13 protein-coding genes and 2 pseudogenes are annotated in these 24,296 nt (G+C 41.8%); all 15 read right to left on the bottom strand.

Annotated features, from left to right (window positions below; translation table 11 throughout):
- A pseudogene (locus B9G53_RS13020) lies at positions 1-546 on the bottom strand (BREX-1 system phosphatase PglZ type A); the annotation flags it as partial.
- Positions 547-591: 45 nt separating this feature from the next.
- Positions 592-2,310 (bottom strand): DUF262 domain-containing protein, encoded by a 1,719-nt coding sequence (locus B9G53_RS13015; protein ID WP_094532955.1) that lies wholly within the window; start codon positions 2,308-2,310, stop codon positions 592-594.
- A gap of 3 nt (positions 2,311-2,313) precedes the next feature.
- Positions 2,314-5,838: a BREX-1 system adenine-specific DNA-methyltransferase PglX gene (gene pglX, locus B9G53_RS13010; RefSeq protein WP_094532953.1), complete on the bottom strand. Its 3,525-nt coding sequence runs from the start codon at positions 5,836-5,838 to the stop codon at positions 2,314-2,316.
- A 77-nt stretch (positions 5,839-5,915) separates the two neighbouring features.
- Complete coding sequence (gene brxC / locus B9G53_RS13005; RefSeq protein WP_094532951.1) at positions 5,916-9,461, bottom strand: BREX system P-loop protein BrxC; 3,546 nt, start codon at positions 9,459-9,461, stop codon at positions 5,916-5,918.
- 83 nt (positions 9,462-9,544) lie between these two features.
- Positions 9,545-10,129 (bottom strand): DUF1788 domain-containing protein, encoded by a 585-nt coding sequence (locus B9G53_RS13000; protein ID WP_094532949.1) that lies wholly within the window; start codon positions 10,127-10,129, stop codon positions 9,545-9,547.
- Positions 10,130-10,204: 75 nt separating this feature from the next.
- Positions 10,205-10,783: a DUF1819 family protein gene (locus tag B9G53_RS28040; RefSeq protein ID WP_369683002.1), complete on the bottom strand. Its 579-nt coding sequence runs from the start codon at positions 10,781-10,783 to the stop codon at positions 10,205-10,207.
- Between the two features lie 60 nt (positions 10,784-10,843).
- Positions 10,844-11,023, bottom strand: a pseudogene (locus B9G53_RS29070) (helix-turn-helix domain-containing protein); the annotation flags it as partial.
- Between the two features lie 69 nt (positions 11,024-11,092).
- On the bottom strand, positions 11,093-13,330 hold the full coding sequence (locus B9G53_RS12990; RefSeq protein ID WP_094532947.1) for a DUF2357 domain-containing protein: 2,238 nt from the start codon (positions 13,328-13,330) through the stop codon (positions 11,093-11,095).
- A complete protein-coding gene (locus tag B9G53_RS12985) occupies positions 13,327-15,747 on the bottom strand; it encodes a hypothetical protein (RefSeq protein WP_094532945.1) in 2,421 nt (806 codons plus the stop codon). The genes B9G53_RS12990 and B9G53_RS12985 overlap by 4 nt, the downstream gene beginning before the upstream one ends.
- 8 nt (positions 15,748-15,755) lie before the next feature.
- Entirely contained in the window at positions 15,756-17,294 is a 1,539-nt protein-coding gene (locus B9G53_RS12980; protein WP_094532943.1) for a hypothetical protein, read from the bottom strand.
- 3 nt (positions 17,295-17,297) lie between these two features.
- Positions 17,298-20,720, bottom strand: coding sequence for a DEAD/DEAH box helicase (locus tag B9G53_RS12975; RefSeq protein ID WP_094532941.1), 3,423 nt, complete (start codon positions 20,718-20,720; stop codon positions 17,298-17,300).
- A complete protein-coding gene (locus tag B9G53_RS12970) occupies positions 20,717-22,129 on the bottom strand; it encodes a serine/threonine-protein kinase (protein ID WP_094532939.1) in 1,413 nt (470 codons plus the stop codon). Before B9G53_RS12970 ends, B9G53_RS12975 begins: the two co-directional genes overlap by 4 nt.
- Positions 22,126-22,854 (bottom strand): PP2C family serine/threonine-protein phosphatase, encoded by a 729-nt coding sequence (locus B9G53_RS12965; protein ID WP_094532937.1) that lies wholly within the window; start codon positions 22,852-22,854, stop codon positions 22,126-22,128. The genes B9G53_RS12970 and B9G53_RS12965 overlap by 4 nt, the downstream gene beginning before the upstream one ends.
- Positions 22,854-23,552 (bottom strand): VWA domain-containing protein, encoded by a 699-nt coding sequence (locus tag B9G53_RS12960; protein WP_094532957.1) that lies wholly within the window; start codon positions 23,550-23,552, stop codon positions 22,854-22,856. Before B9G53_RS12960 ends, B9G53_RS12965 begins: the two co-directional genes overlap by 1 nt.
- Positions 23,553-23,864: 312 nt before the next feature.
- Positions 23,865-24,179, bottom strand: a complete 315-nt coding sequence (locus B9G53_RS12955) for a fertility inhibition FinO-like protein (RefSeq protein WP_094532935.1) — start codon at positions 24,177-24,179, stop codon at positions 23,865-23,867.
- Between the last annotated feature and the right edge of the window lie 117 nt (positions 24,180-24,296).

The raw sequence follows: 24,296 nt of genomic DNA, 5'->3' as shown, positions 1-24,296 counted from the left end.
CTGCTGAACCGCTCTTCYGATYTTGGTATCTTGATCGTTGGCGTGTTCTGCCAATAACTGCTCGACGATCGCATCGAGGCGTGGGTCAGATGATGCACAGACAGCTAACATTTTTAAACGCAACATTCCTTGAGTATCATTGGTGGTAAGCGATCGCTTTAAGGAGTCTTTGCGTTTAGTAGCCTGAAAAAATTCTGTATGTGCCTGTATGACTTCCGCAAATTCTAGCCCTAAATCTAAGTCAGCTAATAGCATCGCCACTTGATCGGTGCGAAACTGTCCATAGGCTAGCTGCACATCGAGTAACCAGTTATCAATATCCGCAGGTTGAGCGCCTTCGTGGTAGATCAAAAACTTTTGTTTGGGCTGTTGGCGCAAAACACGATATTTGATCACAAATTCATTGTTTTTTAATTCAATTTTGATGACGCGATCGAGTTCTAAGCTTTCAAAGTCATCTCGTAATTCCTGTTTGCTGTCGTACCAAAAGATAATCCGATCGCGATCGAATTGTTTGATTAAGGCTTGAGCAATGCGTTCGTTCATTTTGAGATATGTTTTGAGATATGTTTTGAGATGTATTTTGAGATATTAATTTGCCTTGAGCATATCAACTTTCCAGATAGCTGTGGCAATTTTGGCTAGTTGGGCTTGTCTAGTTGTAATTGCTTTCTCTGTCCAGCTTTCGCTATTTTTAGGGATATCCGATGTGATTTTAAAGCAGCTTTCTTGGAATATCGCGATTTTGTCAGCATAGCCCTGATTGCCGATCGCCCGATTTGGCTTTTTCTCTAGTGGGGTCATATTGCCGAGGCGATAGACAAACTTATCTTGATTTTGTTCATCGATATGTGACCATGCTTCGGCAGGGTTTTCGGGGAGGATATGTTCTAGATTATAGGCAGGACTTTCAAAGTCAAATTCTTGTCCTGAAGCTTGTTTTTCTAGTTGAAAGAGAATGTAGCGCACGACTTTTTTATTGCGCGAATTAGTGGTTTTTAGCTCTTTGTCGGTAAAGGCGGATTTGAAAACGGCATCATCGGGATAGACGGATTGGAGTTCATCAAGGATCGATCGCAAGTTGGTAAGCGCCCCAGAATCGATCTTGTAGGCAACATTGGTATAAACCTGCTCTTGGTCTTGGGTTTGCAGATTACAAATGACGTTGTAACGAAATGAGATAACGGCGATCGCTTGTAATAGTTGGGTAAAAATCTGGCGTTGGGTTTCGGCAAATTGGCGATGGGCTGCCATCAACATTGGCATCGGTTGACGCACATTAAACATTAACAATTGTTCGAGCGATCGCCTTTCTTCTGGTTTCCAGATCGACTCATGGGGATTACGCAGGGCGGCATAAATTGAGGCGGAGCGATCTAGCTCACGCAGGAGGGCAAAGGATTGTTCTTTGGTGGTGACATGGCGGCGGATGGTTTTGAAAAGGTCGGCTTTTCGCACCAGTTTGTGACAGCTATTCCAATAGACGCGCAAAAAGTCAGGGAAGCTCTCGCTGCCTAGCTCATCGACAATCCTTTCCCATCTTTCTTCGAGGGCTTTTAATTCGGTTTCGTGGGTGTTGCCTGATGCAATTACTGAGAAGAGATAATTTTTGAGTAGGTCAGTGGCGGATAGGCGCACGCCGCGAGAGTTGAGGGTTTCAAATACTTTAAAGGCGTTTAGTTCATCGGTGACGGAGATCGCGGTAAAAAATAGTTTATCGACAATCGTATCAACAAAGATGGCGACGGCTTCACCGCTTTGTTGCGATCGCGCGGCAATTTTGTCGCGAAACCAGTTAAAGGCTTTGCGGAGTTGATGCTCTGAGGCATTTAAGCCCCGCACAGGGATTGGTTCTAGTGGGACGAGATAGGTTTGATAGAAGCGGTTGTTATGGCGATTTAGTTCTAGTTTGGAGCGTGGGATTAGAGAAACTGGGTCAACGTAGCCGATGTAACTATTTTGAAGATTGTCTTTGCGCCTTTGGTTTTTGTCGGGGTCGATCGCTTTGTTGACTAGGTTTTGGAGATGGGCGAGGGCAGCGAGGATGAGGATGCTGATTGTAGTAAGGCGTTGTTGACCATCGATGATGTCAAATTGCTTGTTATTAGAGGATTGCAGAACGAGGTAGCCCATGTAATGAGCCTGTTCGCCATCTTCGGCAAATAGTCCGAGGATGTCTTGCCAGAGGTCATCCCATTCTTCTTCTGTCCAAGAGTAGTCTCGCTGAAATGGCGGTACGCGGTAAAGTAAGCCGTTGCCGAGGAGTTGGCGAAAGGTTTGATTGGCGGTATTAAAGTTCATCACAGACATAGTTTAATCCTCGGCTGCGTCTAGTCCTGCGATCTTTTTCAGGGCTGCGCCAAATTTAACATAGTTGACTTTTACGCCGTCGTCGAGGTCGATCGCTAGTTGTTGGCTGGCGAGTGGATAGAGAATATCGCGTTCATATTTTTCGAGTTCGTCGATGATTTTGCGTAGGTTTTCGATGGTTTTGAGTGCTTTAGTTTTTTCGGATTGGGTGGCGTTTTGGTCGATGCTGACGGCTTCGAGGTGGGTTTTATGGGCGGTGAGTTTGGCGCGATATTCGCGGAGGTAGTCGTTGAGGACAATGCTGGCGGTGTCGGGGCGGTAGCGATGGAGGTAGATGAGGGCGTTAAAATTTCCTTTTGGGCTACTGAATAGCCAATAAATGGGGCGTTTTTTGTAGCGTTTTACATGGTCGTTGTAGAAGTCTTTGAGGAAGTATTTTTGTATTGGTTTGTCTAGGGCTTTTTCGATGAAGGTGAGGTTGGTTTGATAGTTTTCTTCGCCGAAGGTGAGGCGTAAGAATTTACGAAATTGTTCGCTGATGTCATCGGTAAACCAGTCGCCTTCGAGGATGGGGATGACGTTATCGCGATCGGGCATGAAGCTGGGATTAGGGATTTTTTGAAGATAGTCTTCTATGGTTTCTCCTTGATTGGCTAAAATGAGTCCTTCTTTATCAATAGAATATCTGCCAAACATACAGCCGACTGCATAGGAGATAAATTCGCGGATTGTGTCGGCTAGTAGAAGTGTTTCTAGTTCGGCTTCGCTTTTGTTGCTATCGTAGCGATAATGAGGGTTACAGGTGAGGGTAATTTCTTTTAATGGAACTTCTAGAGTGAGTTCGTCTTGGAGTCCATAGGCTTCTATGAAGATGCGATTGTTTTCTTCTTCTAGGCGTTGCATTTCTATAGTTGTTTGCTGCCAGTGTTGACGGAGGTGAGTATATGTGGCTTCTAATGTGGATTGACGATAATCAGTTTGTAGAAATGGAAGAGCTTTAAAGTCCCATGATGTTTCGTAAGAATTCCAATCTTCCCTAGATAGCGAGTATGCTTGCTTTTCACTTGCTATAACTGTCTTCATCTGAATTTCATCAAGTTCTAGAATTGGCAAACTACCAATTTCCCATGCTTGAAAATTAAGAGTTGGATTTATTGCACTAATCAACTCTCTAGAAATATAAGAGTTTAGAAATGAGCAAAGCATATACACATCATCATCTTTTTCAGGAAAAGCTGCCGATCCACTTGCATCAAAAAGACATCCTTTTTCTGTAATACGACAAGAGAAGTTTGATGATGTAATAGCAGACCAGTTAATATTTTTTCTAAAAATAAACTGCTCATTAAAAGCGTGCGCGGGAACTTTTCCTAAGTGATTAGTTGTAGTTCTTAATCGATATCCGTCATTTTCCCAGTCAACAACAAATTCATAGTTGCCGAAATGTTTTCGGAATGAACCGCCTTTTTGATATGGAAACCATTTTTTCGACGATTTTTTTGCTTCATCTCTAGAACTAAGATTGAAATCAATTGTACTTCTAGATAATTCATGTGCCAACCTAACGAATAAATCATTGTTGCCAGTTATCATTCCAGCGCGAGGTGTAGCTAGTAAGTGTAGAGGTTGACCATTTTCAAAAGCTTGTCTTGTATATTTACTGATCCAATAAGCGATCGCATTACTAGGAATCTTCTTAAAGTCATCAGCAGAAGCTCGATAAAACCAACCACAGTTAGGATTTTTAATCGCTTCAAGAGCTTTAGGCGCTTGATTTTCTTCACCTCGAAAGTCGGATAATTTTACATATCCACCTTTAAAACTTGGCAAATTTTGATTTGAAAGTGTAAATGTTGCCACAGGAATACAAGCGGGTGCAAAAGCATTATATTCAAGTTGAATTAAACTTGTTATCGTTGTTCTTTCTAAAATGAAATGTCTTAATTTTTCGTAGGAAGAGATAAACATCCAAACATAAGGAGTCACAAAACCTATTTCTCCTTTTGGCAATGTCATTTCTGTAATACGCACCATAAAAGCAGCAAATACATCTGACTTTACATCGCTATAATTATCTTGCAAAAAAGACTTTATGCGATTATTCATCCCCTTTCCACCCATATAAGGTGGATTCGCAATCACCACATGATACTTAGAACTCAGAAAATCAGCCTGCCTCAACACCCGCAAAACCTTCTCATGAGTCCTGTAAAAAAACAGACTACCCTCCACATTTTTCGAACTCAAAACCTCAACCATCCCCGCCATATCAGTCACCGTCGGACGGATTAACGAACCAAAATTATTTGACTCCTCAAACTCATGCAAAGTCCGTAACAAAGGCGCAGTAAACAAATCCCGCCCCACAAAATCCATATAGCCCTGCACATCATCATCCGCAAAACTCACATTCTCCAACACACAAATATTCGGCTTAATCCCCTTATTAAAAAACCGCCGATGCTTAGCCCTAGCCTTCATCGTCAACGCAAACGCCGCCAACTCACCCGCCCGTTCATCAATCTCAATTCCAAACAAATTCAGCGTCAAAATCTTCTCAGGAATCTCCGCAGGCTCATATCCCTCCTCCTCATAAATCGCATACAACAAATCAAACGCATACACCAACATATGTCCCGATCCACAAGCAGGATCGCAGATTTTGATATCCTCTGGCTTCGCAATTCGCAGAAAATCCGTTTCCGTCTGTTCAGGAGCAATATAGTATTCCATCTGCTCGATCAGCCGCGAATTAGGATGATTTAACATCCATAAACGCCCCAGAGAATTTTCCACCAAATACCGTACAATCCAGTTCGGCGTAAACAACTGCGTCGCCGCAGGAATATTTTCGGGCGTAATCTTGCGATTTTTCTTCAACCCATCAAACACCTCATCCTTCTTCTCCGAAATATAAAACTGATAGAGCCAACCGATCGCCTCCACATCCTTACAAACATCGGGAGTCATCGCCTCGCGTGTATAAGCCAAAATCGAATTGCCCGACAGCAAATCATCAGGCATCAAAAGCTCCGTATAGTTGGCAATGCGATCGAATAAATAGGGCATCGCCTTATAAAAATGATTGCATACCGACACAATCAGCGATCGATAAGCCTCAGTTTGCGGATCGGGACTAGGGCTAGAGCCATTTAACAAAGCAAAAATGCGATCGCGCACCACCGCATCCGCCACCAAATCCTCATCAATATGTCCCATCTTCGCCTCAGCCAAAATCTCAGGCTGAAACTGTCCCTCCGCAGGCGACAACACCCCAATCTTCGTATAGCGATTTACATCCATAAACCGCAGCGCACAAAATCGATTAAACCAAACATAAGCCACGCGATCGATCACCTGTTCCTTAGAACTAGCCTTAATCTCCTTTTCGAGATCAGCGATCGCCTCCCCATATTCCCGCCGCGCCATACTCTCAGGCTGCAAAACCAAATTCAAGCGACTAGTGACCTGCTCGATCAAACTACGTCTAGCAAATTGTGCAAATCTTTTGAGTCTTGAGGTATCCATGTTTTTTTAGTAGAGAGCAGAGAGTGGGGAGTGGAGAGTTAGGGATTAGGGGCTAGGGGTTAACTCAGGCTTAGTAATCATATCGAAATCCTCTTGTTCTGTTGAATCTCAGCCATAAAAGCCTCACGCATCGCCGCTAAATAGCGATCGACATCTGCCTCATTTTCTAGCCAAGCCTGATCAAACTTAACCTGAATTGACCGCTTCGCGACATACTCAACTGGTGGCTCAGAAGTCACATTAACTTGATAATTACCAGTCGCTTTTCCTACATTACTCGTCTTAGTTGCATCAGACTGTACCCGCTTACTCGCCTCAGCCCACTCGCTTACCCGCACCATCAAACCAGCATATTTCTCTTCCTCAAACCGCCGTCGCGCATCACGAATTACGGCAATTAGACTTTGATTTATGATCGTCGTCAAAAAGTCACTAAAAGGTTGCACAATCTGAGCCTGTTGTTCAGCATTCAGAGCAGTAAACTCAGACATCGCACAGAGTCGAGTTTGTAACTCCGTTACCGATGTTTTAGCGATCGCGATCTCCTCTTTGACCTTTTCGTCAACTGCTGCTAAAGCGCGATCGCTCAACACCTTGACCTGCTGCATCCGATTCCCCTTAAAGCATTGGCGATCGGCTAAGATCGCCCGCATCTGCTCGATATCAGTACTAGCAATATAAGCAAAATTTGGCTCCTGAACCTGCACAAATTTTTGGGCTTGCTCGTAAATTTCCCTCTGATTGCCATTCATAAAGCCCCGAATTGGCGCAATTACCTGCTCTTTCAAGTCCAGCAGATCGTCCTGTTTTTTAGATAACTCGGTTAAATACCAAGCATAGGACTTGCCCTTCACCTCAGAAATCAAAGCGATCGCAGGATCGAGAGCTTGCAAAAATGGATATTGCGACACCTGCGAGGCGATCGGTGTGAGTAGATTCAATAATTCCTGAAACGCTTCCCCCGTCTCCTTACCCAAAGCCTTGGCTTCGCTCATTGTCGGCGACGCATCAAAAAATTCTTGATAGAACTCTTTTAAGTTGCGTACCTGTGAAGTCGTAAAGTCTATTTGCGGCTCCAAAATCACATTGCCATACCCACTCGCCGAGCGCAAAGCCTTTTCTAGCGCATCCCCTTCGAGAATATTGCTATCAATCTTAGTTTCTAGCTTACCGCGCACCGATAACTTAGCGATCGTGCAAAGAGTCGCCGCCTCATACCAGCCATAGGGTTTCTTACGAAAGCGATCGATCGCCAACTTTAAAGTTGTCCTGATCCCAGTCCGATTATTACCCTGTATAAAAGCCAGCACCTCCTGCTCCGACTCTTCCAACGTAGTCACATCATTACCAAATAATCCCTCTTGAGAATTATTCAGCACATTTCCCAAATCATTCTCACTGTAGGAAATTCCCCGCAACATTTTTAAATTGGGATAAGTACGCTCAATCAGAGTCTGAAATCCTTTAATAATCCGACTCTGAGCATCTTCACCTCCAACTTCAAACTTTGTCCCTGCCACATACAACTTTGCCTGACCGAGCAGAGTTTTGATCGATTCCTTCAGTTGTGCCTCTCTAGTTCTATTGCTGGAAGCCTTAAATTCTAAGATCCGCTTAATCCCCTCCTGCTTAGAGATCGTCACATTCTGGCGAATATACTTTTCCGTGCGTTTGTACATCATTAGATCACTCATCAACCGCGAGTCAGCAGGCATAATCACCAACAACTCATCAAACCCCATACTCTGCATCGCTAAAGCAGCTTCATTCTCAGCATTTTCATGAAACGGCGTAATCACATTAATTGTTAGCTCATGTTCTCGACCTTGTAGCCGCCCATCTAGCTTACGAGAGTACTCATAGTCATAGTTATTCTCAACATTGCGGATCTTGCGATTTTTAATCACATAATCAAAAATGATCTTCTCTAGATCGTCGGCGACATCACGAAACTCAACCTCTGTATTTTTAATTTCCTGCTCAATATCCTGTTCTTCATCAGTCAAATAGACATACTGCTCCCCATCTCGCTGAATATAGTTTTGTTGCTCTAAGAGATCTAAAGCTTCTTCGATGTCTTTACTCAATTGTGGTAAGTCTTGATTAAACTCGTCCAACATCAACACACACAGATTCCGTAAGGTGGATTTAAACTCATTAATATATTTGACTAAAAACAGCGTTCTCAGAATACGAATGGCAAGTTGATTATCTAAATTCTGTTCCGCAGTGCGAATCGACTTATAAGCACTTGACTTCAGCGCTGTGCGAATTCCTTCAAACATCAAATCAAAGGTAGCCAGTTTTCCAATCGGGCGATCGCAAATCTGAATAGCAACTAATTGAAATACCGCCAGCATTGAGCGTTCACCCACAGAGCTATGCTTACCAGTAAAAGCATTATGCTTTGACAAATTTTGGATCGCCGCCTGAAAGAGCGTAAATTGATAGGGAATAAACGGATAGCAATTAGTAAAATGCTCGCAATCTTGAAAATTGCGATAGGTTTGCGAACCATCCGTAAAGTCAAACAAAGTCTTAAAGTTATTTGCCTGCTCTTGATAAATAGATGCCAATACCTGCTTGACTTCATCAGTCTTAGTTAGGAGACGCTTTTGGATCACCTCAGCGACATCCTGACTCGTCAGCATCATGCGATTGTGAAACCTTGCTTGAATCTTGCTAAAGTCATTACTCTGTTGACGGTTCATCTCTCCGACTACTGAGTCCATGTCCTCTTGAGCCGTCACAATAATCCAAGATCGACCCTGACATTTAGTGGCAAGACTCTCCGCGATCGTCTGCAAGTTAGTCATTAGCTTTACATTTTCCGCAATGTACTGCCCCACCTCATCAACAAAGAAATTTAAGCGAAAATCAGGACTTTGTTTGTCCAAATAAGCTTTAACCTGATCTGCAAAATCTTCAATCGAAACCCGATACTGATTACGGTACTTATCTAAAATAGCGATCGCAGACTCAGGCTCACTTCCCGTCACCGCCGCATAAGCCCTAGCAATATTTTGTCCTTCCAACAAAGCCTGTTCGCGTCCCTTTTGCCAAGTTCTCCCCGCAATCTCCTCATATTTATCTTGAAAACTGGCATACAACCCACGACTATCAAGATCGCGCTCAAATTGAGCAATATGACCTTGCTTGCCATAGTAGCCACTCATTTCATCAAATACTTTCACAAATACAGCCAAAAGAGCGTCGATCTGAGTCTTACTAATTACGTCAGCCTTTTGATCGATATTAAACAAAATACTTTTCGAGGGGATTGCCACCGCTTTTCTAAGTTCACCGCGCAAAATCTCGTTATCTCGACACTTCTGCAAAAAGGCTTGTAAAATCTTCTCCCCATCAACTTCACGGTTTTCCAAAAGCAAAGCCAGCATCTTGAGCATATGCGACTTACCAGAGCCAAAAAATCCTGACACCCAGACCCCATTTGCCCCCTGATAGCCATTGTAAGCCTCTAAAAAAGACTCAAGCCGCTTCTCCACCTCATTAGTCAGGACATACTCCCGAATCTCCACCCCCAATCGCGCCTCATCATCAGCCTTAATCACCCCTTCAATAGGGCGCTTAATATCTTGTGCAAAAATCGTTTGTAAAAGCATAATTTCCTAGACCTGAATAAAAAAACTGTACCCTAACCCCTAATCCCTTATCACTCCCCACTCATCACTCCCCACTTCCCCCCTCAAACCTCATAATCAGCAATATTAAAAGCCCGATAATAGCGATCATCCCGCAGCCTACCAAAAAGCTCAAGAGACGCACCAGACTCTAGCGAGTGGGTGTATTCTCCTGGGAAAAAGATCAGAGTCGGAATTTGGGTTGCAGTACTTTGGAGATTGTTCAAAATACTATGGGTACGAATATAGGGAAAAACTTCACCAACACCATTCAAGAATATCACGTCAAAATCAGTATCTTGCATTTTTTGGGCGATCGCAGGCACAAGATGCGTATCAGGATCGAGTACTCCCTGCAATAACTCCTTCAGTTGCTCCTTAGATACTGAAGTTTCAATATCAATAATTTGCTGCCAAATCCCCCTTTCTTGTAAAAGTGCGATCGCCAAGTCATAAATATTAATCTGTAAAACTCTTACTCCAGACTGCTCAAGACGACTCACTAACTGAACTTGTAGCTGTCCAATCTCAACCGCATCTTCGGACTGATATGCACAAATGAAAAAAGGGACTTCATTATTTAGTCCTTGCATTTTTAAAAATCGCTGACTAGAAATCACTTTATATAAATGCTCTAATCTTTCTGCCATCGACTTGAAATTCTGTCTCACCACAATTAACGTTCTCCTGATAAAGAAGCAAATTTTTTATTTTACTGTGCGACCCTAGCTAGAAAATGCAAGATAGGGAAACACCAAAATATCTAGGGGCGTGTTATCAGCAAGCTCATTTAAGAGTCTAGGACTTAACAAAGCAGCGCTAATTTGGTTGTCAGTCGTTAACAAACCAGCTTGCCGTATAATTCTGAATAAAATCTGACGAGATTTATCTACTGTTCTTTGGCTGACTTTAGCTAACTCTTGATGCAACTCTAATTTTTTAGAGAAGAAAAAATTGAAATCCTCATGATTAAGGCTATTCTTGAGACTAAGATATCTTTCTCTTAAAACCTCCATAGCAAACTCAGCAACAAATTTATAGCGGCGACAGATTGCTAACCACAATAAATAACCTTGCTCCTGAAGAGTTGTTTCGGCAAGTAACTCTAACTCGCTTTGACTAAGCATTTTTAATCTAGAACAAACTTCTCCACAAATGCGTTTAGTCGTGCTTAATGTCTTAGCTTGTAATAAGTTTTTGGTAACAATTTTTTCTCTAACCAATTTCCAATCTCGGATGTCAAGAAATAAATTGGCGACAACCAAAGAATCACGAAACAGCAAATCTCCAGTAGTAAATGACAAACTATATGTCTTTTTTTTTGCTGTTTGCTTTCCTTGTTGAAGAGATAAGGTACTATTTAACTCTATCCATAAATCCAACTCATCTTTTTGAAATTTCCAAAAGCGCCCTATACGATGTGCAGGCATTCCATATTTAGAAATCCATCTATATACAGTATTACGTCTAACTCTAAGTTTTTTACAAATATCATTGGTGGACAACCAAAAATCTTCCATACTGTTTTGTACTGTGCATAACATATTAAGTTAGTTAAAGATGATGCGTTACGTTAACAATAACGTATCCTACAAATAATTAAGCTCTCCAATTTAACATCGCTGACAATAATAAGAACTAGACTGTGAGGAATTACCACAACTTCCACAATTAGAACAAATATAGAACTGTAAGCTATTATCTGCAAAACAAGTCACAGCTAGTACATCACGTCCAAATACGCGATCGCACCAACCAACAGAGCGATCGCTAATTTCAGGATTAGCTCCGCCAAGTTTGATGTACGGATAGTTAGTTTGACATTGCCCACATCTTTGTAAGCCCCAGTTAGTACCACATTGTTTATGTTGACAATGCGCCGTAAAGCAATCATTTCCTATATTCTCAAAACTAATATCAAAACCAGTCGCAGAATACTTTGCTTGGCAAGTAGGACAGGTTAAGAGTGACTCAAATTCCCGATCAATATTTTCTGGCAAATTTTTCAGTTGCCGAAGTTTAACAACTTCTCCCCTACTAGAATTACCTTTAGCCTCTTCTCGCTTGATCATGCTGTGCAGATTACTATTAAATATCATGCGATCATCAGGGGAAAGAGGACGCATAACTAGAAGTTGATTGTTTTGAGAACTTTGACGCATCGCTCCCGACTGTTGAAGCTTTCTAAGTAGTTCATCAGGCAATCGAGATTCTAATCCATTCTTGATAGGATAAGCGCTGTACTTTTGCGAGTAAATCCACCATTGAATTGCTCTGGCAACTCTCTCCGTACTCAAAATATCAAAGGGACTCACAGGCAACAAAGCTAACTTGCGATCGCTTTTAGAACTAGAATTTAGATCAGAACTCAGTAAATCATTACCAATAGTATTAAAAAATCGTTGAAACTTAGGCGATATTTGAGACAGATCCTGAGCCGTTCCAAAATAGAGAATAATAGTCCGATGTTGAGGCGAATCAGCTTGATCGACTAAGCTTTCAAGCAATTTCAGTATCTGCTCACTCGTTTGTTCATCGGGAGATTCTGCTAACTGGGCAACTAACGGAATAAATTTTAAAATTCCTAATTTCTCAGATTCCAGTTGAATTGAGCCATCATCTAACCATCGAAAATTAAGGGTTTCACTTTCTTTATGTGAATCTTGCTGCAAAGAATATAATTGACCTCGTTCAGGTAAAGCTGAATCTGATGAGTAACCAAATCCGCGATCGCGATCGGTTTTCATCAACACCTTAGAACAAAGCAAAAAGCAAAAAGCATCAAAGCCATTAATTGTCTGCTGATAAAAATCAAAAAGTTGCTGTGCAGTTTTACTTCTTTTGCTGCGCCACTTACTCCACTCTCGCCACAGTTTAGCAATCTCACGATAGTGGCGATCGCCAATCAGGATGTTGGTATTTCTGAGAGTGCCTTCCACCTCTGCACTGCGAGGAATTGCTTTATAAAGGTCTGTATCGGTCAGAGTCAAAAGCTTTTGTTTGATTAGCTTTAAAAAATCTAGCGTTACTTCCGCAACTTTTAACTGTGGAGCCGCATCAAAGTTTTCACCCCAAAGGTGACAAATTCTCTCACGATTGCGCCAATGGATTGACTGGGATACTTCTGAGAAGTTAAGTACTTGCTCTAGTTCATTTTTTAGCTTCTCGACATCACGAATTCTTTGTCTCAGATAAACTAAAACATGGTCAATTAACCTCACTGTAACCCGATTTTCATAAATATCGAGCAGTTCTTCACGCACAAGGCTCAACACATTTTTAGGTCTGATCCCTCGAAAGGTCTTACATTCCCAATCTTCGGTATGACTTGTTAAATAGGCGATCGCATGGGGTGCGATACGCTGAACCCTTGCCACAGGAAGTTTTTCAGTTTCCATTTTGAGATAAGAGCGTGGACGATGACAGATTTCCTCTAGATGGGGAATTGCATCTTTAATAATTTTCTCTAATGGCTCTATCTGAATAGCACTAGCAATTTCAGGTACAAGGGGAGAAAGATTTGCCCAATCTTGCCAAGTGCTTTGCTTGACAAGCATTTGTTGATGTTGTTTTGCAAAAAATCCTAGACTATCGGCAGCACTATCTACAGGAATTTGCCAAGCAGGAAATTTACTAGTCAATGTCGCCTTACTATCTTGCAGAGTTAAGCGTTTAGTTGCATCAGGGACAAGATAATTACAAGTATTTTTCTGAACGTGAATACCATTTAGTTTTGTCCCGTCATTATCAGATTTCACCTGCCATTGTCCTAGTAAAGCATCTGTTATCGCTTCTTTAGATGTTGAGGGAACCTGCACAAATTTTTGTTGTAGTCGACCCCAAATTTTCATGACATATCTCCCCCTGACAAGCGATGAATTTCTTCTTGCAAAATATTGAGAGACTGATCTGGATTAGATGATTGGTCAAGCACTTCCCAATTTTTTTGAATATAAATTTGTAGCAGTTTGAGATCATCAACGGGAGTGTCATGGCGATCGCGCAATTTACGGAGAATTTTGGTAGCAAAAATATGATCGGTCGCCTCTCCCACTGTGCCACCTGCGGCAATAACTACAGGCACAAAACTATCAACTTGCCGCTTCAGTCGATTCCCCCAGCCTAATCTAAATCGTTTGAGTAAATCGCAAAGTTCAGGCTCATTGATAAAATCCCATGCCTCTTTAGATTGGGCATAATGAGCGTGTTTGGCTTGATTAAAAGATTTGGTTAAAGCACTATAGGAAACAGGTTGACGGGATTCTATTCTCCCAACATCAAAAGGCTTAGCTTGCTGATGTAATTCCATAACGTGAGCGCGATCATAAGTTTTATCGGCAAATTCCAAGGTTGTTTCATCTTGGTTAGCAGTACCAATAAACCAAATATTCGGAGGTAAGAGTAAGTCTTTGTTTTGAAATAATGCAGGAAAAGGTTTCTTTGGATCTGATTGTAGTTTTAGGGCTGGAGTCTTACCTAATTCAGCTTGTTCTAACTTTGAGAGAAAGTCAGCAAAGTACTGTTCTGGACGAGAAAGATTCATCTCATCTAATAGAACTATATAAACTTGATCACGATAAAACGGCGTTTGGGCTTTGTAGATTGCTTTCAGAAATTCATTTTCGACAAACCGCCCCTCAAAGGCATTGAAGTAACCAATCAAGTCTTGTTTATCGCGCCATCCTGCTTGTACCTCGATCAGTTCGTAGTTACTTTCCTGAGAAAATCCCACTGCATCAGCAAAAGCAAGAGGCAAACTAGTTTTACCAGTGCCGCTAATCCCTTGCAAGATATGCAAACGACTCATTGCTAAACCACCAAGGAAAGTACGAATATCCTGTTCTGAGTAATAAAGCTCTTTTTCTTTGCCTTGAGACAAAGCGATGCGATCGCGCAAATCTTTAGCAAATGCCCGCAGATCAGTAGTTTCTTTATAGAGTTGTGAAGGCTTTTGCAAGCGTTGATCTTGATCCATTTCTGCACAACGTTCAAATTGATTACGTTTTTTATCGTCATCAATAGAGAGTTCTACAGTGCCTCGAAGGTCTTCAAGAGCTTTACGAAGGCGTGAATTACTTGCCTCCATTGCCTCCTTTTCATTACGCAGTGTTTCAAGGTTAGAGACTTCAACACGACTCAAAGATAAAGCTCTCTCTTGTTCTTGAACCCTAGTTTTAAGCTGTAACCGTTCACTTTCCCAAGTTTCCTGTAAAGTCTCTAGTTTCTGTAAGCGTTCTAGACTAGCTTGGCTCGGTTGTTCAGACAGTTTTTGTCGCAAAGAGTGATTTTCTTCTCCAAGACTGGTTAATTCTGCTATCACTTCATCTGGTGTGCGACTACCAAAACGACGATCGGCTTCAGTTCTATTAATCAATTTCTGCTCAAAGCTTTCTCGTAGCAAGTTAGACTGTTTAAGTCGCTCTTCTAAAATTTGAATTTTTACATTCGATTTTTCAATTGTTGTAGATAATAAATGCTGAACTTTTAAATCAATTGACTCTTGATCTTCCAGCAATAATTCACGTTCCAATTTTAGATTTTTCTGCTCTCGCCGTACTGTCTTTCGCAAATTTTGCAGGTCTTGGTTTTCAGCTTCAAGTTCTGATTGTCTTGCTGCTAAATCATTTTCATGCTTTTGCCTTCTAGCATTTAGTTCTTGCGCTAATCTATCTTGTTGTTCTGCAATTTCAGAATCCAAGCTGCGACGGCGTTCAGCTATTTCTTGGTACAGGCGATCGCGTTCTTGACGTAAATTGTCTGTGGCTTCGTCTAGGGCTTTGAGAGCAGCCTGATTTTGTGCCATAAATCCTGCTTCAGCATTCGCCTCCCGTTCTTTGAGTTGACGTTCTTTGGTAGATAGTTGCAAAGATTCATTGTTTAAGTCTTGACGTTCTTTTTGAAGCGCATCTTGCTCTTTCTCAAATTCCTGTTTAGCTTGCTGTAAACTAGTTTGCTGTGACTTGATAGCTTCTTCTTTTTCTTTCAAGTCAGCAATTTGCGACTCTAACTGTTCACGCTTTTTCTCAGTATTTTTAATTGCCGCCTCAAAAAGTTGAGCTTTTTTCCAACAGTCTTGCTGGTTGAAAGCTTCAGGTGGTGCTGTAGTCGTAACTTGCCCTATCTGTGAGTCGATCAATTTAACAGCTTCATCAGCTAGATTGTCTAATTTTTCTTGATTGGGTTGATTTTCATTGTTAGGTTTAGGCTCTGGTTTAGCAGATGTTGAACTTGTTTTTGTAGAAGTTGTGCGACTTTGTTTTCTTGCCATGAGTGTACTTAATCAGGAGAGTAAGAAAGATTGAGGATATTGGAAACTAGATGATAGACAGTCTCGATACAGCGATCGCATTCAGTGAGAGTGAGATTGGGAGAAGCACGACTAGAAGCATGGCTACTAGCATCTCTTAGGGTTGCCAACTGATCTAGTCTGCTTAAAATATCAGGATGTGTTTGAGCAAGATTATGTAAAGGATGATCCGCAAAAATGCGTGCGGCTAGGAGTGCAGCAAGAATGTGAGGACGTAAGGACTGATTACCGTATTTAGCCGCACTACAGACTTTACCTTGTTTCACATCGGTCAAAGTCGCAGGTAATGGCACTGTAAATCCAATTTTTTTAGCTAAATCATTAAGGAAATTTCGATTGCCATTTTTGTCATTAACCGATAGCAGTTGCCATTCTTTGTTTGGTAAATACTTAGGGCGGATATAGTTAAATATTTGCTCACCGACTTTTTGACATTGAATTAAACAGGACTCAATTAGAGGATCTTGTTGCTTAGCCGAATCTAAATCTTTCATCTGAGCGAGATCGCTCTCCATCCTGACGAGAGAAGCGTAAATATTCTCATAACGGCTAATTGTCATAGTGAGCTTAAATTCTACTCGCTGCTTTGCGTCAAAGAGATACATTTCCATTAACTCTGACAAAGTACCTTGATCATCTCGTGATTCACTCATACCAAGAATACGTCTTTGCAATTCTCGAAAATTATCTTGCTCAAATTGCTTATTAATCGCCTTACGCAACCAAGGGCTATCACCTACCCCAAAGGGATCGCAAACTAGCCAATCAGGATCATCATTAGGAAGATAGAGAAAAGTTGCTAACCAGATCGCCGTAGGTTCCTCTTCAATAAATGAGATGCGCTTGAGAGAAAGCATTTGAGAATTATGTAAAGACTCTTCAGGCATATCATCATCATCAAGATCTGAAATATTGCTTGCTAATTTGCCTAATGCTTTACTATGGCTGCGAACTGCTTTCAGAATATCTTGGGAATTAGGAGTTTGGGGAATAAGATCATGGACTCTGGGCATAAATAGATGTTGGTAATTTGGCTGCCCAACGTCTCCTAAATTTAATTCAGGAAATCCTGAAGAGTTCAGTCGCGTATCCGCCCGTTCTTCTGTATCGATAAAACGAGGCATAAGTTCGTTTGTCCAAACATCTTGAAAGATATAACCCGCTACAGGTTCTTCAGTGATAAAAATTTCATCCCGTAACAGTCGCTTACCTTGCTCAGTGGGAATGCCATAGTTATTGATTAAGTTGCGATCGCTTAACTCTGAAAGGATTAGAGCCGCCAAATCTTGATGAATTTCTAGATGTTTACCGATTTGCTCGGCTGACTGCACACCAGCATTAGCTAGTCCCAGCACTGCCTTTTCGAGAATATTTAGCTTGTTATAACTTGTACGCGGCACTACTACACGGTACATCCAAGCAGGATAAAGAAAAAAGCGACGATCGCGCCATTTTTCCTTAGATTTTGGATCGTAATAGAGTATTGGGGTGTCTTGGGTAAACGTCATAATCTAAAGCCTCCTAATCACGCCATGTTCGCTATGGCAAAGTTGATAAAAATCAATAAATTCACGCATGGCAAATCTTTCTGTCTCAGGTTTCTGAGTTTCACTTTTCACCATTCCTAAATCTCCAACGACGATCAATAGCCTTTGTTGACGGCTCATAGCAACACAGAGACGGTTTTCAAGGAGTAGAAAACCATATTTTTGTTGATATTGCTTAGGTTCTCTCGCAACAATGTCATTACTACGAGTCATAGATAAAAACACCACGTCAAACTCTTTACCCTGAAAAGAGTCAACCGTCCCAATGCGTAAACGTTCGATCAGTTTTCCTGAATCTGCCCTTCCCTCTTCCCACTGGCGCGAGACTTGAAAATTCCCTTCGTCATTACGTTCAGCAACTCCTTCATTACAAAGCGCTTCCCAAATTCCTGTCACTTGGGCGCGATAGAAAGTAATTACCCCGAATGTCAGATTTGGGGAAGATTCCATCGCCAAACGTAACTCATGGGCGAGATGCTTTGCCTCGATAGGGCGAGACTTACTTTGCCCCGTTTTTTCACTACCCCGTTGCAAAGGCACATCGAGCCAAGCGGCAACCTTACCCTCATAATTTGGAATATTATGCACAAAATCGGAGTCAGGTCTGCCAGTGTTTATCTTCGATTCACCATGATATTCATAAAAAGTACGACTCACAAAATCTCCCAGAACTTGATGCATTCGGTATTGGGTATCAAGGGTAATCGTGCGCTTGATACCATCCTCGGCTTCTCTGGCTCTAAGTTGTTGAAAGAGTCGCTCAAATAAACTTAGCTTCAGGACATCACGAGTTTGCTCATTAGATGCTGCTAACTTGCGTTCCACTTCTTCTTCCAGCATATGCGGCAACTGACGGTGATCGCCCACCAAAATAATTCGCCTTTCTGCCTTTGCCATCGGAATAAACAAGTCTAAAGGGTTGGCGCGTGCAGCTTCATCAATAATTACGGTTTCAAAAATGCTATCAGGACTGCCTGTAATCATTGCCATGTCCTTACCTGCAACCTGTTGACAAGTTGATGCTAGTACCGCCGTATACTGTCGCACCATCTTATTAACCCCACTAGGATCATTTTTGAGATCATAGAGATATTCTTCAAGGACATCACGCACACTGACATCCTTTTGACGGACATACTGATAAAAGGCTTCCCGAACTTGTTGCAAGAGGCTTTCTATTTCTGGATTAGTAATATTGACGATCGCCTGTGGTGCATTGGTAGGAATTAGACAATCGAGCAAACGTTCCTGTAAATCTGCCAAATCAGACAGAAAAGATGGAGGATCTTCCCCATGATCTTCTGGTTCCCAATCAGCCGCAGTTTCAAGTAACTGGAGATCGCTAGGTTTTAAAATTTGTAAGTTATCTGGTAACGCACCTAGGCGGCGTAAAACTTTTCCTGCTTGCAAAGCGCCATCATCGGCAAAACTGATCGGATCGACACTTAGAAAGCGCACCGCTTTAATCGCTAATTCCAATTCAGAGCGATCGCTATTCATGCCATTACTGACATTGCTTTCTGGGCGAACGTAAATTTGCTTCTGCTCTAACAGTAAATCGCTGAGTTCGCTAGAAATTTTTCCTAATGTGAGTTGGTAAATTTCAGCAAGCATTTTTGCTGTTTGTAACCGATCACTAGGAGTCAATAGATAACTAAAGATTAAATTTTGTACTTGCCTTAGCTGCGAATATTCGGCAGTTTCAGGCATTTGGGCTAGTTTAACCTCAAGTGTTTCGATCAATCCACGCCGCCAGCGATCAGTATCATTGACAGCATCAACTTGATTATGTTTACCGCCAATTCGCGCAACGGGCAAACCATAGACAAAAGTGCGACTTGCAGCATTATCTACCGCATCATGTTGATAGCTGGTCAGCAAGATTTTCTTAGCAACCGATTCCTGATTTTGTTCGGCGATCTCGGCTAGTCTAGTTTGCAAAGCGGCGATCGTGCCTGTTTTGCCTGTGCCAGGAGGACCTTGAATCAAGGCAATATCAGGAGTATTGATCGCAATGTCAAGGGCTTCTTTTTGTCGAGCCGTTGGTTTACCGCCAAATCTCTCAATGGTTGCGGGAGAAGTTGGTTTGAACTTTTTAGATCGCCCGATTTGCACAGCACGATTTTCTAGGATTTTGCCTAGTTGGGGCATCGGACACTTGGCTTGTTGAATCCGTTCAGCAGCATCTAGTCGCCTTTTAAGTCGGAAGTGATCGCCTTGGGTGGAAATAAACAAAAAGCCAGATTTGGGAGGTTCAATCACTTCTTCGGAATTATTAGGACGTAAATCTACAGATAAATTATTGAGCCTAGATAGATCAAGGCGATAAATTTGACCAAAGAAACTTTTATTTTGAGAATTTTGTCCAGACTTTTTCCCAGAAGATTTGCGTTGAGTGGCAAACCCAGACAAATCAGGCTCGATCTCACTAGCTTCTAGCGCAAAATCACTAATTTCTCGGATCGCAATTAACTGATCTTGCCCATCCGAACGCACAAAAAAGCGATAAACTCCATCGGCTAGCAGCTTACAACTTTCATAACGTATCCAGCCAAATTCTTGAGCCTTAGAAAGAATATTTGCACTTTCAATTTTGTTATATTCTTTCCATAGACGTAGATAACTATCAGCACTCTTAACCAATAAGTCTAAATCGGTACGCACAGTATCACGCATTGCCCCTGCGATCGTGAAGTCACAGAAGTCAATATCACCAAGCATCAAAATAAATGGGCGAGTTTCTAAATTATTACGTTGTTTTCTAGCTTTAGTAATCCTCTCGATCCTCAGTTTACCATCGGGAGTTTGCTTGACATCTACTGTAATTTCCTTACCTCTGATTTGAAAAGAAGTTTCGGAAACATCTGTAACCTCCTGTCCCGCTTGCACAAGCATACGCTGGCAAGGTTTAGCAGTTGAATTAGGGTTTACAAAGGGTTGAATTAATAAATTGCTCTTTAACCACTCAATAATTTCTTCTACAGGTTTACTTGAATGTAAGTGTTTGGCACGAATATCTTCAACTATTTTTTCGTCAACACCAATCTCAAACTCACCAATACACCACTCCTGCACAAATTCATGAACTTGAACCGTTAACTTGTCAGGATTGTTTTGCTTAGGATTTGTTGCTAATACCCAACTAAGAACCGAAAGGTTACGCTCAAGTAGCTTTTCTAATTCTGTTTGAGATCTTTGATCAGTCCCACAAACTGTCCAGATATTAGTTCCATGTTGTAGCAACAGAGCATTATCCGCCGTTGAACGTGACAGCCTAATTTCATCTTTAATGCTAATAACAGCATCGCCACCTGCAAAGGGAGATCCATCAGTTCGCTCTAAATCTAGAGTAGAAATCTTGCCGCCTTGTAAATCACCGACTCTCATGACACACCTCCCTTAACTAGATTAAATTTGGCAACTCGATGAGGACGATCCAATGCACCAAAATGTAGAAACCAAGAGCCGAAACGTTGCGGATCAATCGGAAATCGTTTTGGGCGATCACCAAATTCCACCTCTAGTTTTTCTCTCCCATCAGAGGTTAACCAGTAGCTTTGACCATCAAGACTTTGCACACTTATAAGAATGCCTGTGGCTTCTTGTTTTGCCTCTAACCTAATACAAGCATGATTTTGCTGATATTCGACCCATCCCCTAGTAATACGGCGTGTTAACTCCCTTGGTTGATTAACTTGTAAGGCGATCGCCTGTAATATCGGCAGCATTGCCCCATATTGAGGCTCCCACTGAGAAATAGCCAATTGGATAAATGAAGATCTAGGCGTATTACACCAAGAACATAGTTTGTTTGTCGCATAAAACGGACTCTCGCAATCCTGACAATGGAGGATATAATCGGCTGCTGAATGTAATGTTTCCACCCATTGATTAACACTCGGTCTCACCGATGGATTTGTCAAACCTTCCCCAAAGGTCTTAGCACAAAGTCTTTGCAGTCTGGGCGATAAAACCATATCACGAGGAAATCCAAAACTTGAACGATTGCGATCATCGTTAGGAGCATCAACCCAAGGCAACTTACCTTGCACAGCCTGATTGATCATTTCAGGCTCACCATTTTCCACCAAATCACCCATGAGAGGATGAACAAAGCTCAATGTTTTAAAGGCAATTACTGCAAAAGCATGAGCATCAGTTAATGTATTTGCCCCTGATACACCCAACTCGATCTCTGGTGCTGCGTAGGGTGTAGTCCGCAGTCTACTCGCGATCGCGGAGTCTTCAGAGCGCAAATTATCAGAATCAATTAACCAGACTTCTTCTGAATTATTACTTGATGAAATAAAGATATTGTTAGGGGATGGATCGCCGTAAACCAAACCTTTAGCGTGTAATTTAGAAAAAATCTCGGCACATTTTGCCAGCAATCTTAATCGACGACCTAGACCACCTCCTTGGAGATACCACTCCACAAGACTATCAATTTCTCGAAACTGAAGAGGAGTCGGAATTAAGTTGCTGAGAGGTTCCATACCCGTCAGTAATTCCATCACATAACCTAATCTTGGTTCTTTTAATAAAGCGATCGGACGAGCAATATTTAATCCCTTTAAATCCAACTGGCGTACTAGCTTTATTTGACGACGCAATCCTTCTCGCTGTGACTGATTAGCCTGTTGTAAAATTTTGATGGCATAGCGACCATTCTTGACAGAGTAAACTTTACCCTGTCCACCCTCGCCCAACTTGCGATCGAGTTCATAGACTGTGCCATGTTCATCAGTAACGCATTTTCTGTTGTTTCTTGTGTTAATATTCACATTGTTATTCATGGCTGCCTCCAAAGCACAGCAAGGGTTTTATCGTCCAAATGATTCGGGACAGGAAATTCACGCAGTTCTCGACACAAAGCTTGCCAGCGTTGATAGGGCGGCATTGGCGCAAAATCTGTTAAGAGCATGGCAATAAAATCACTTAGGCGATCGCTTTGTAAATCTTCAGCAATACCATCCGTAGCCAATAAGATCGCGTCACCAATTTCTAACATAGGTAAAGTTAGTGTTTGCCAGTCTTGAGTAGACCGTGCAATTCCTAAACCTGTTGTTTGATTACTAAATCCCGTTCTCTCAAAATTAAGCCGATGTAAAGTACCATCTGCTTTACGCATTACCACTAAACCATCCCCAAGCTGCGCCATCACTAAATTCCCCTCAGATAAAACAACTGCAAATAAACAGGTAGCTGCACTATCATTTTCGCTGGCTGGTAAAACATATAAGTTCCAAAGAATATGAATTAAACGCAATAGGAGGGTAGGTGAAGCATCGACACTATTTCCCCAATGGCGCAAAGCATCTTTAACAGCACGGCAAGCCACCTTTGCTCCTTGGCGAGCATTTGGCTTTGAGCCTAATCCGTCACTGATAACGATAAATGAGCCAAATTTACTCTGACCTCCCATCCATGCATCTTCATTAGGGCGGCGATCGCGCTTGTGCTGTGAGCCAGTGACCGAAGCACCGAAAGAAATTAATTTGTTACTGCATGTTTCCGCCATTAGAAATCAATGTCATCCACATCAAGAGTATTAGGATCAACTAGTTGCTGTAACTGACTAGGATCAGCACTGCGAGATCGCGTTGCCACAGAAAATGTCACCCAACGAAAGAATCGCTGGATATTTGTTTCATCAGCCGCAAAAACAGGAATTTGCGTACTTTGATTAGCAACAAAGGCATTAAGAACATCTCTATCAATATCTTCACCAATTCCCATTGCAAACCGTACAGCCTTACTTGCTCGGTCTGATGTTAGTAATTTATTTAGGGATTCTTTCCAGTTTTTACTAGCTTTTCCTTTGTCGTCAGTAGGCACACCATCAGAAACCAAAATTAAATTCGGGTAGTATGAACGGCTGGGAATAGTATCACGATCCTCAATTAACTGATTGACAAGCTCAAAGGCTGCTGCCATAGGAGTCGTCCCCTCTGCCTTCATGTCCTCCCATAGAATCTTGGAAGCAGGAGTTAGGGGAATGTGGGTTACTGCGCCCCCTTTACCAAAAGTAATCACCGCAACATGAATATCGGCAAGCGCAAAGTTATCGTCCTTGAACTCTTGAATCATAGCGGTAATCGCCCGATTCAGAATAGCTATTTTGCCTTGCTTAGTCATGCTCCCGCTAACGTCTGCCAAGATGATCACAGGCATCATCCGCGCCATCGGTACGGTAAAACCCTTAAATTTACTGGTCATAGAAATGCCCCCGATGATCAACATTTAACTACATACTAAATTCGTTGCTTTATGCCAAGACTAATGATGTCCGTCAAGCCATACCACAAGATTTATCAAGTACTGTATCAGATTTTATTCATCTTTTTGGTTACAAAAAAGCAATGTTTACGAAATCATGTTTTTAAATTAATAAGTTAAGAAGACACGCAGAGAGCATGAATTTCGACTAATCACGTAGGCTTTTGTCCGATAGTTTCATTACTAAACGGGCGATCGCGGCATAGTCTATAAGACAGTCACACGTATTGGGCAATATATTTCTCTATGGTCTTATTGGCTGGGGCTTGCTTCTTCAGCAGGTTTGGCTTCTTTAGGCTTTTTCTCAAAAACTTGAATATTTGGCTCAAGCAAAACAAATCCTATCTCCGTAGCTTCTCCCATCTTGCCCGCGATCGCCGCTACCCACTGTGGATAATTAGCCTGTGCATCTTCTAATTTCTTAAATACCTTTGGCTTAACCGTAACGCTAAAGATTTGACCATCACAATCTAAATCAAAGGACTTCCAACCGTTCTTATCAACGGTCACTTCAACAGGAAGTTCATTAATTTTGATGGTTAATTCCAGTTTTCCTTGTACTGCCATATTTGTATTGTATACCTAATGAATTATTTGCTGTTCTAGCATACGATACCTAAACTTCATCCTCACATCTAACGGAAAGCTTTAATCAGTTCTATTTAAATTATTTTCCCCCAAACA

The organism is Pseudanabaena sp. SR411 (assembly GCF_002251945.1).
Classification (GTDB): domain Bacteria; phylum Cyanobacteriota; class Cyanobacteriia; order Pseudanabaenales; family Pseudanabaenaceae; genus Pseudanabaena.
The sequence above is the reverse complement of the archived record's forward strand: the minus strand, read 5'-3'. Positions and strand labels throughout refer to the sequence as shown.

Bases quoted from the DNA above. Each gene is read 5' to 3' on its own strand.
- B9G53_RS13015 (WP_094532955.1), bottom strand. From the start codon at position 2,310: ATGTCTGTGATGAACTTTAATACCGCCAATCAAACCTTTCGCCAACTC.
- pglX (WP_094532953.1), bottom strand. From the start codon at position 5,838: ATGGATACCTCAAGACTCAAAAGATTTGCACAATTTGCTAGACGTAGT.
- brxC (WP_094532951.1), bottom strand. From the start codon at position 9,461: ATGCTTTTACAAACGATTTTTGCACAAGATATTAAGCGCCCTATTGAA.
- B9G53_RS13000 (WP_094532949.1), bottom strand. From the start codon at position 10,129: ATGGCAGAAAGATTAGAGCATTTATATAAAGTGATTTCTAGTCAGCGA.
- B9G53_RS12990 (WP_094532947.1), bottom strand. From the start codon at position 13,330: ATGAAAATTTGGGGTCGACTACAACAAAAATTTGTGCAGGTTCCCTCA.
- B9G53_RS12985 (WP_094532945.1), bottom strand. From the start codon at position 15,747: ATGGCAAGAAAACAAAGTCGCACAACTTCTACAAAAACAAGTTCAACA.
- B9G53_RS12980 (WP_094532943.1), bottom strand. From the start codon at position 17,294: ATGACGTTTACCCAAGACACCCCAATACTCTATTACGATCCAAAATCT.
- B9G53_RS12975 (WP_094532941.1), bottom strand. From the start codon at position 20,720: ATGAGAGTCGGTGATTTACAAGGCGGCAAGATTTCTACTCTAGATTTA.
- B9G53_RS12970 (WP_094532939.1), bottom strand. From the start codon at position 22,129: ATGAATAACAATGTGAATATTAACACAAGAAACAACAGAAAATGCGTT.
- B9G53_RS12965 (WP_094532937.1), bottom strand. From the start codon at position 22,854: ATGGCGGAAACATGCAGTAACAAATTAATTTCTTTCGGTGCTTCGGTC.
- B9G53_RS12960 (WP_094532957.1), bottom strand. From the start codon at position 23,552: ATGACCAGTAAATTTAAGGGTTTTACCGTACCGATGGCGCGGATGATG.
- B9G53_RS12955 (WP_094532935.1), bottom strand. From the start codon at position 24,179: ATGGCAGTACAAGGAAAACTGGAATTAACCATCAAAATTAATGAACTT.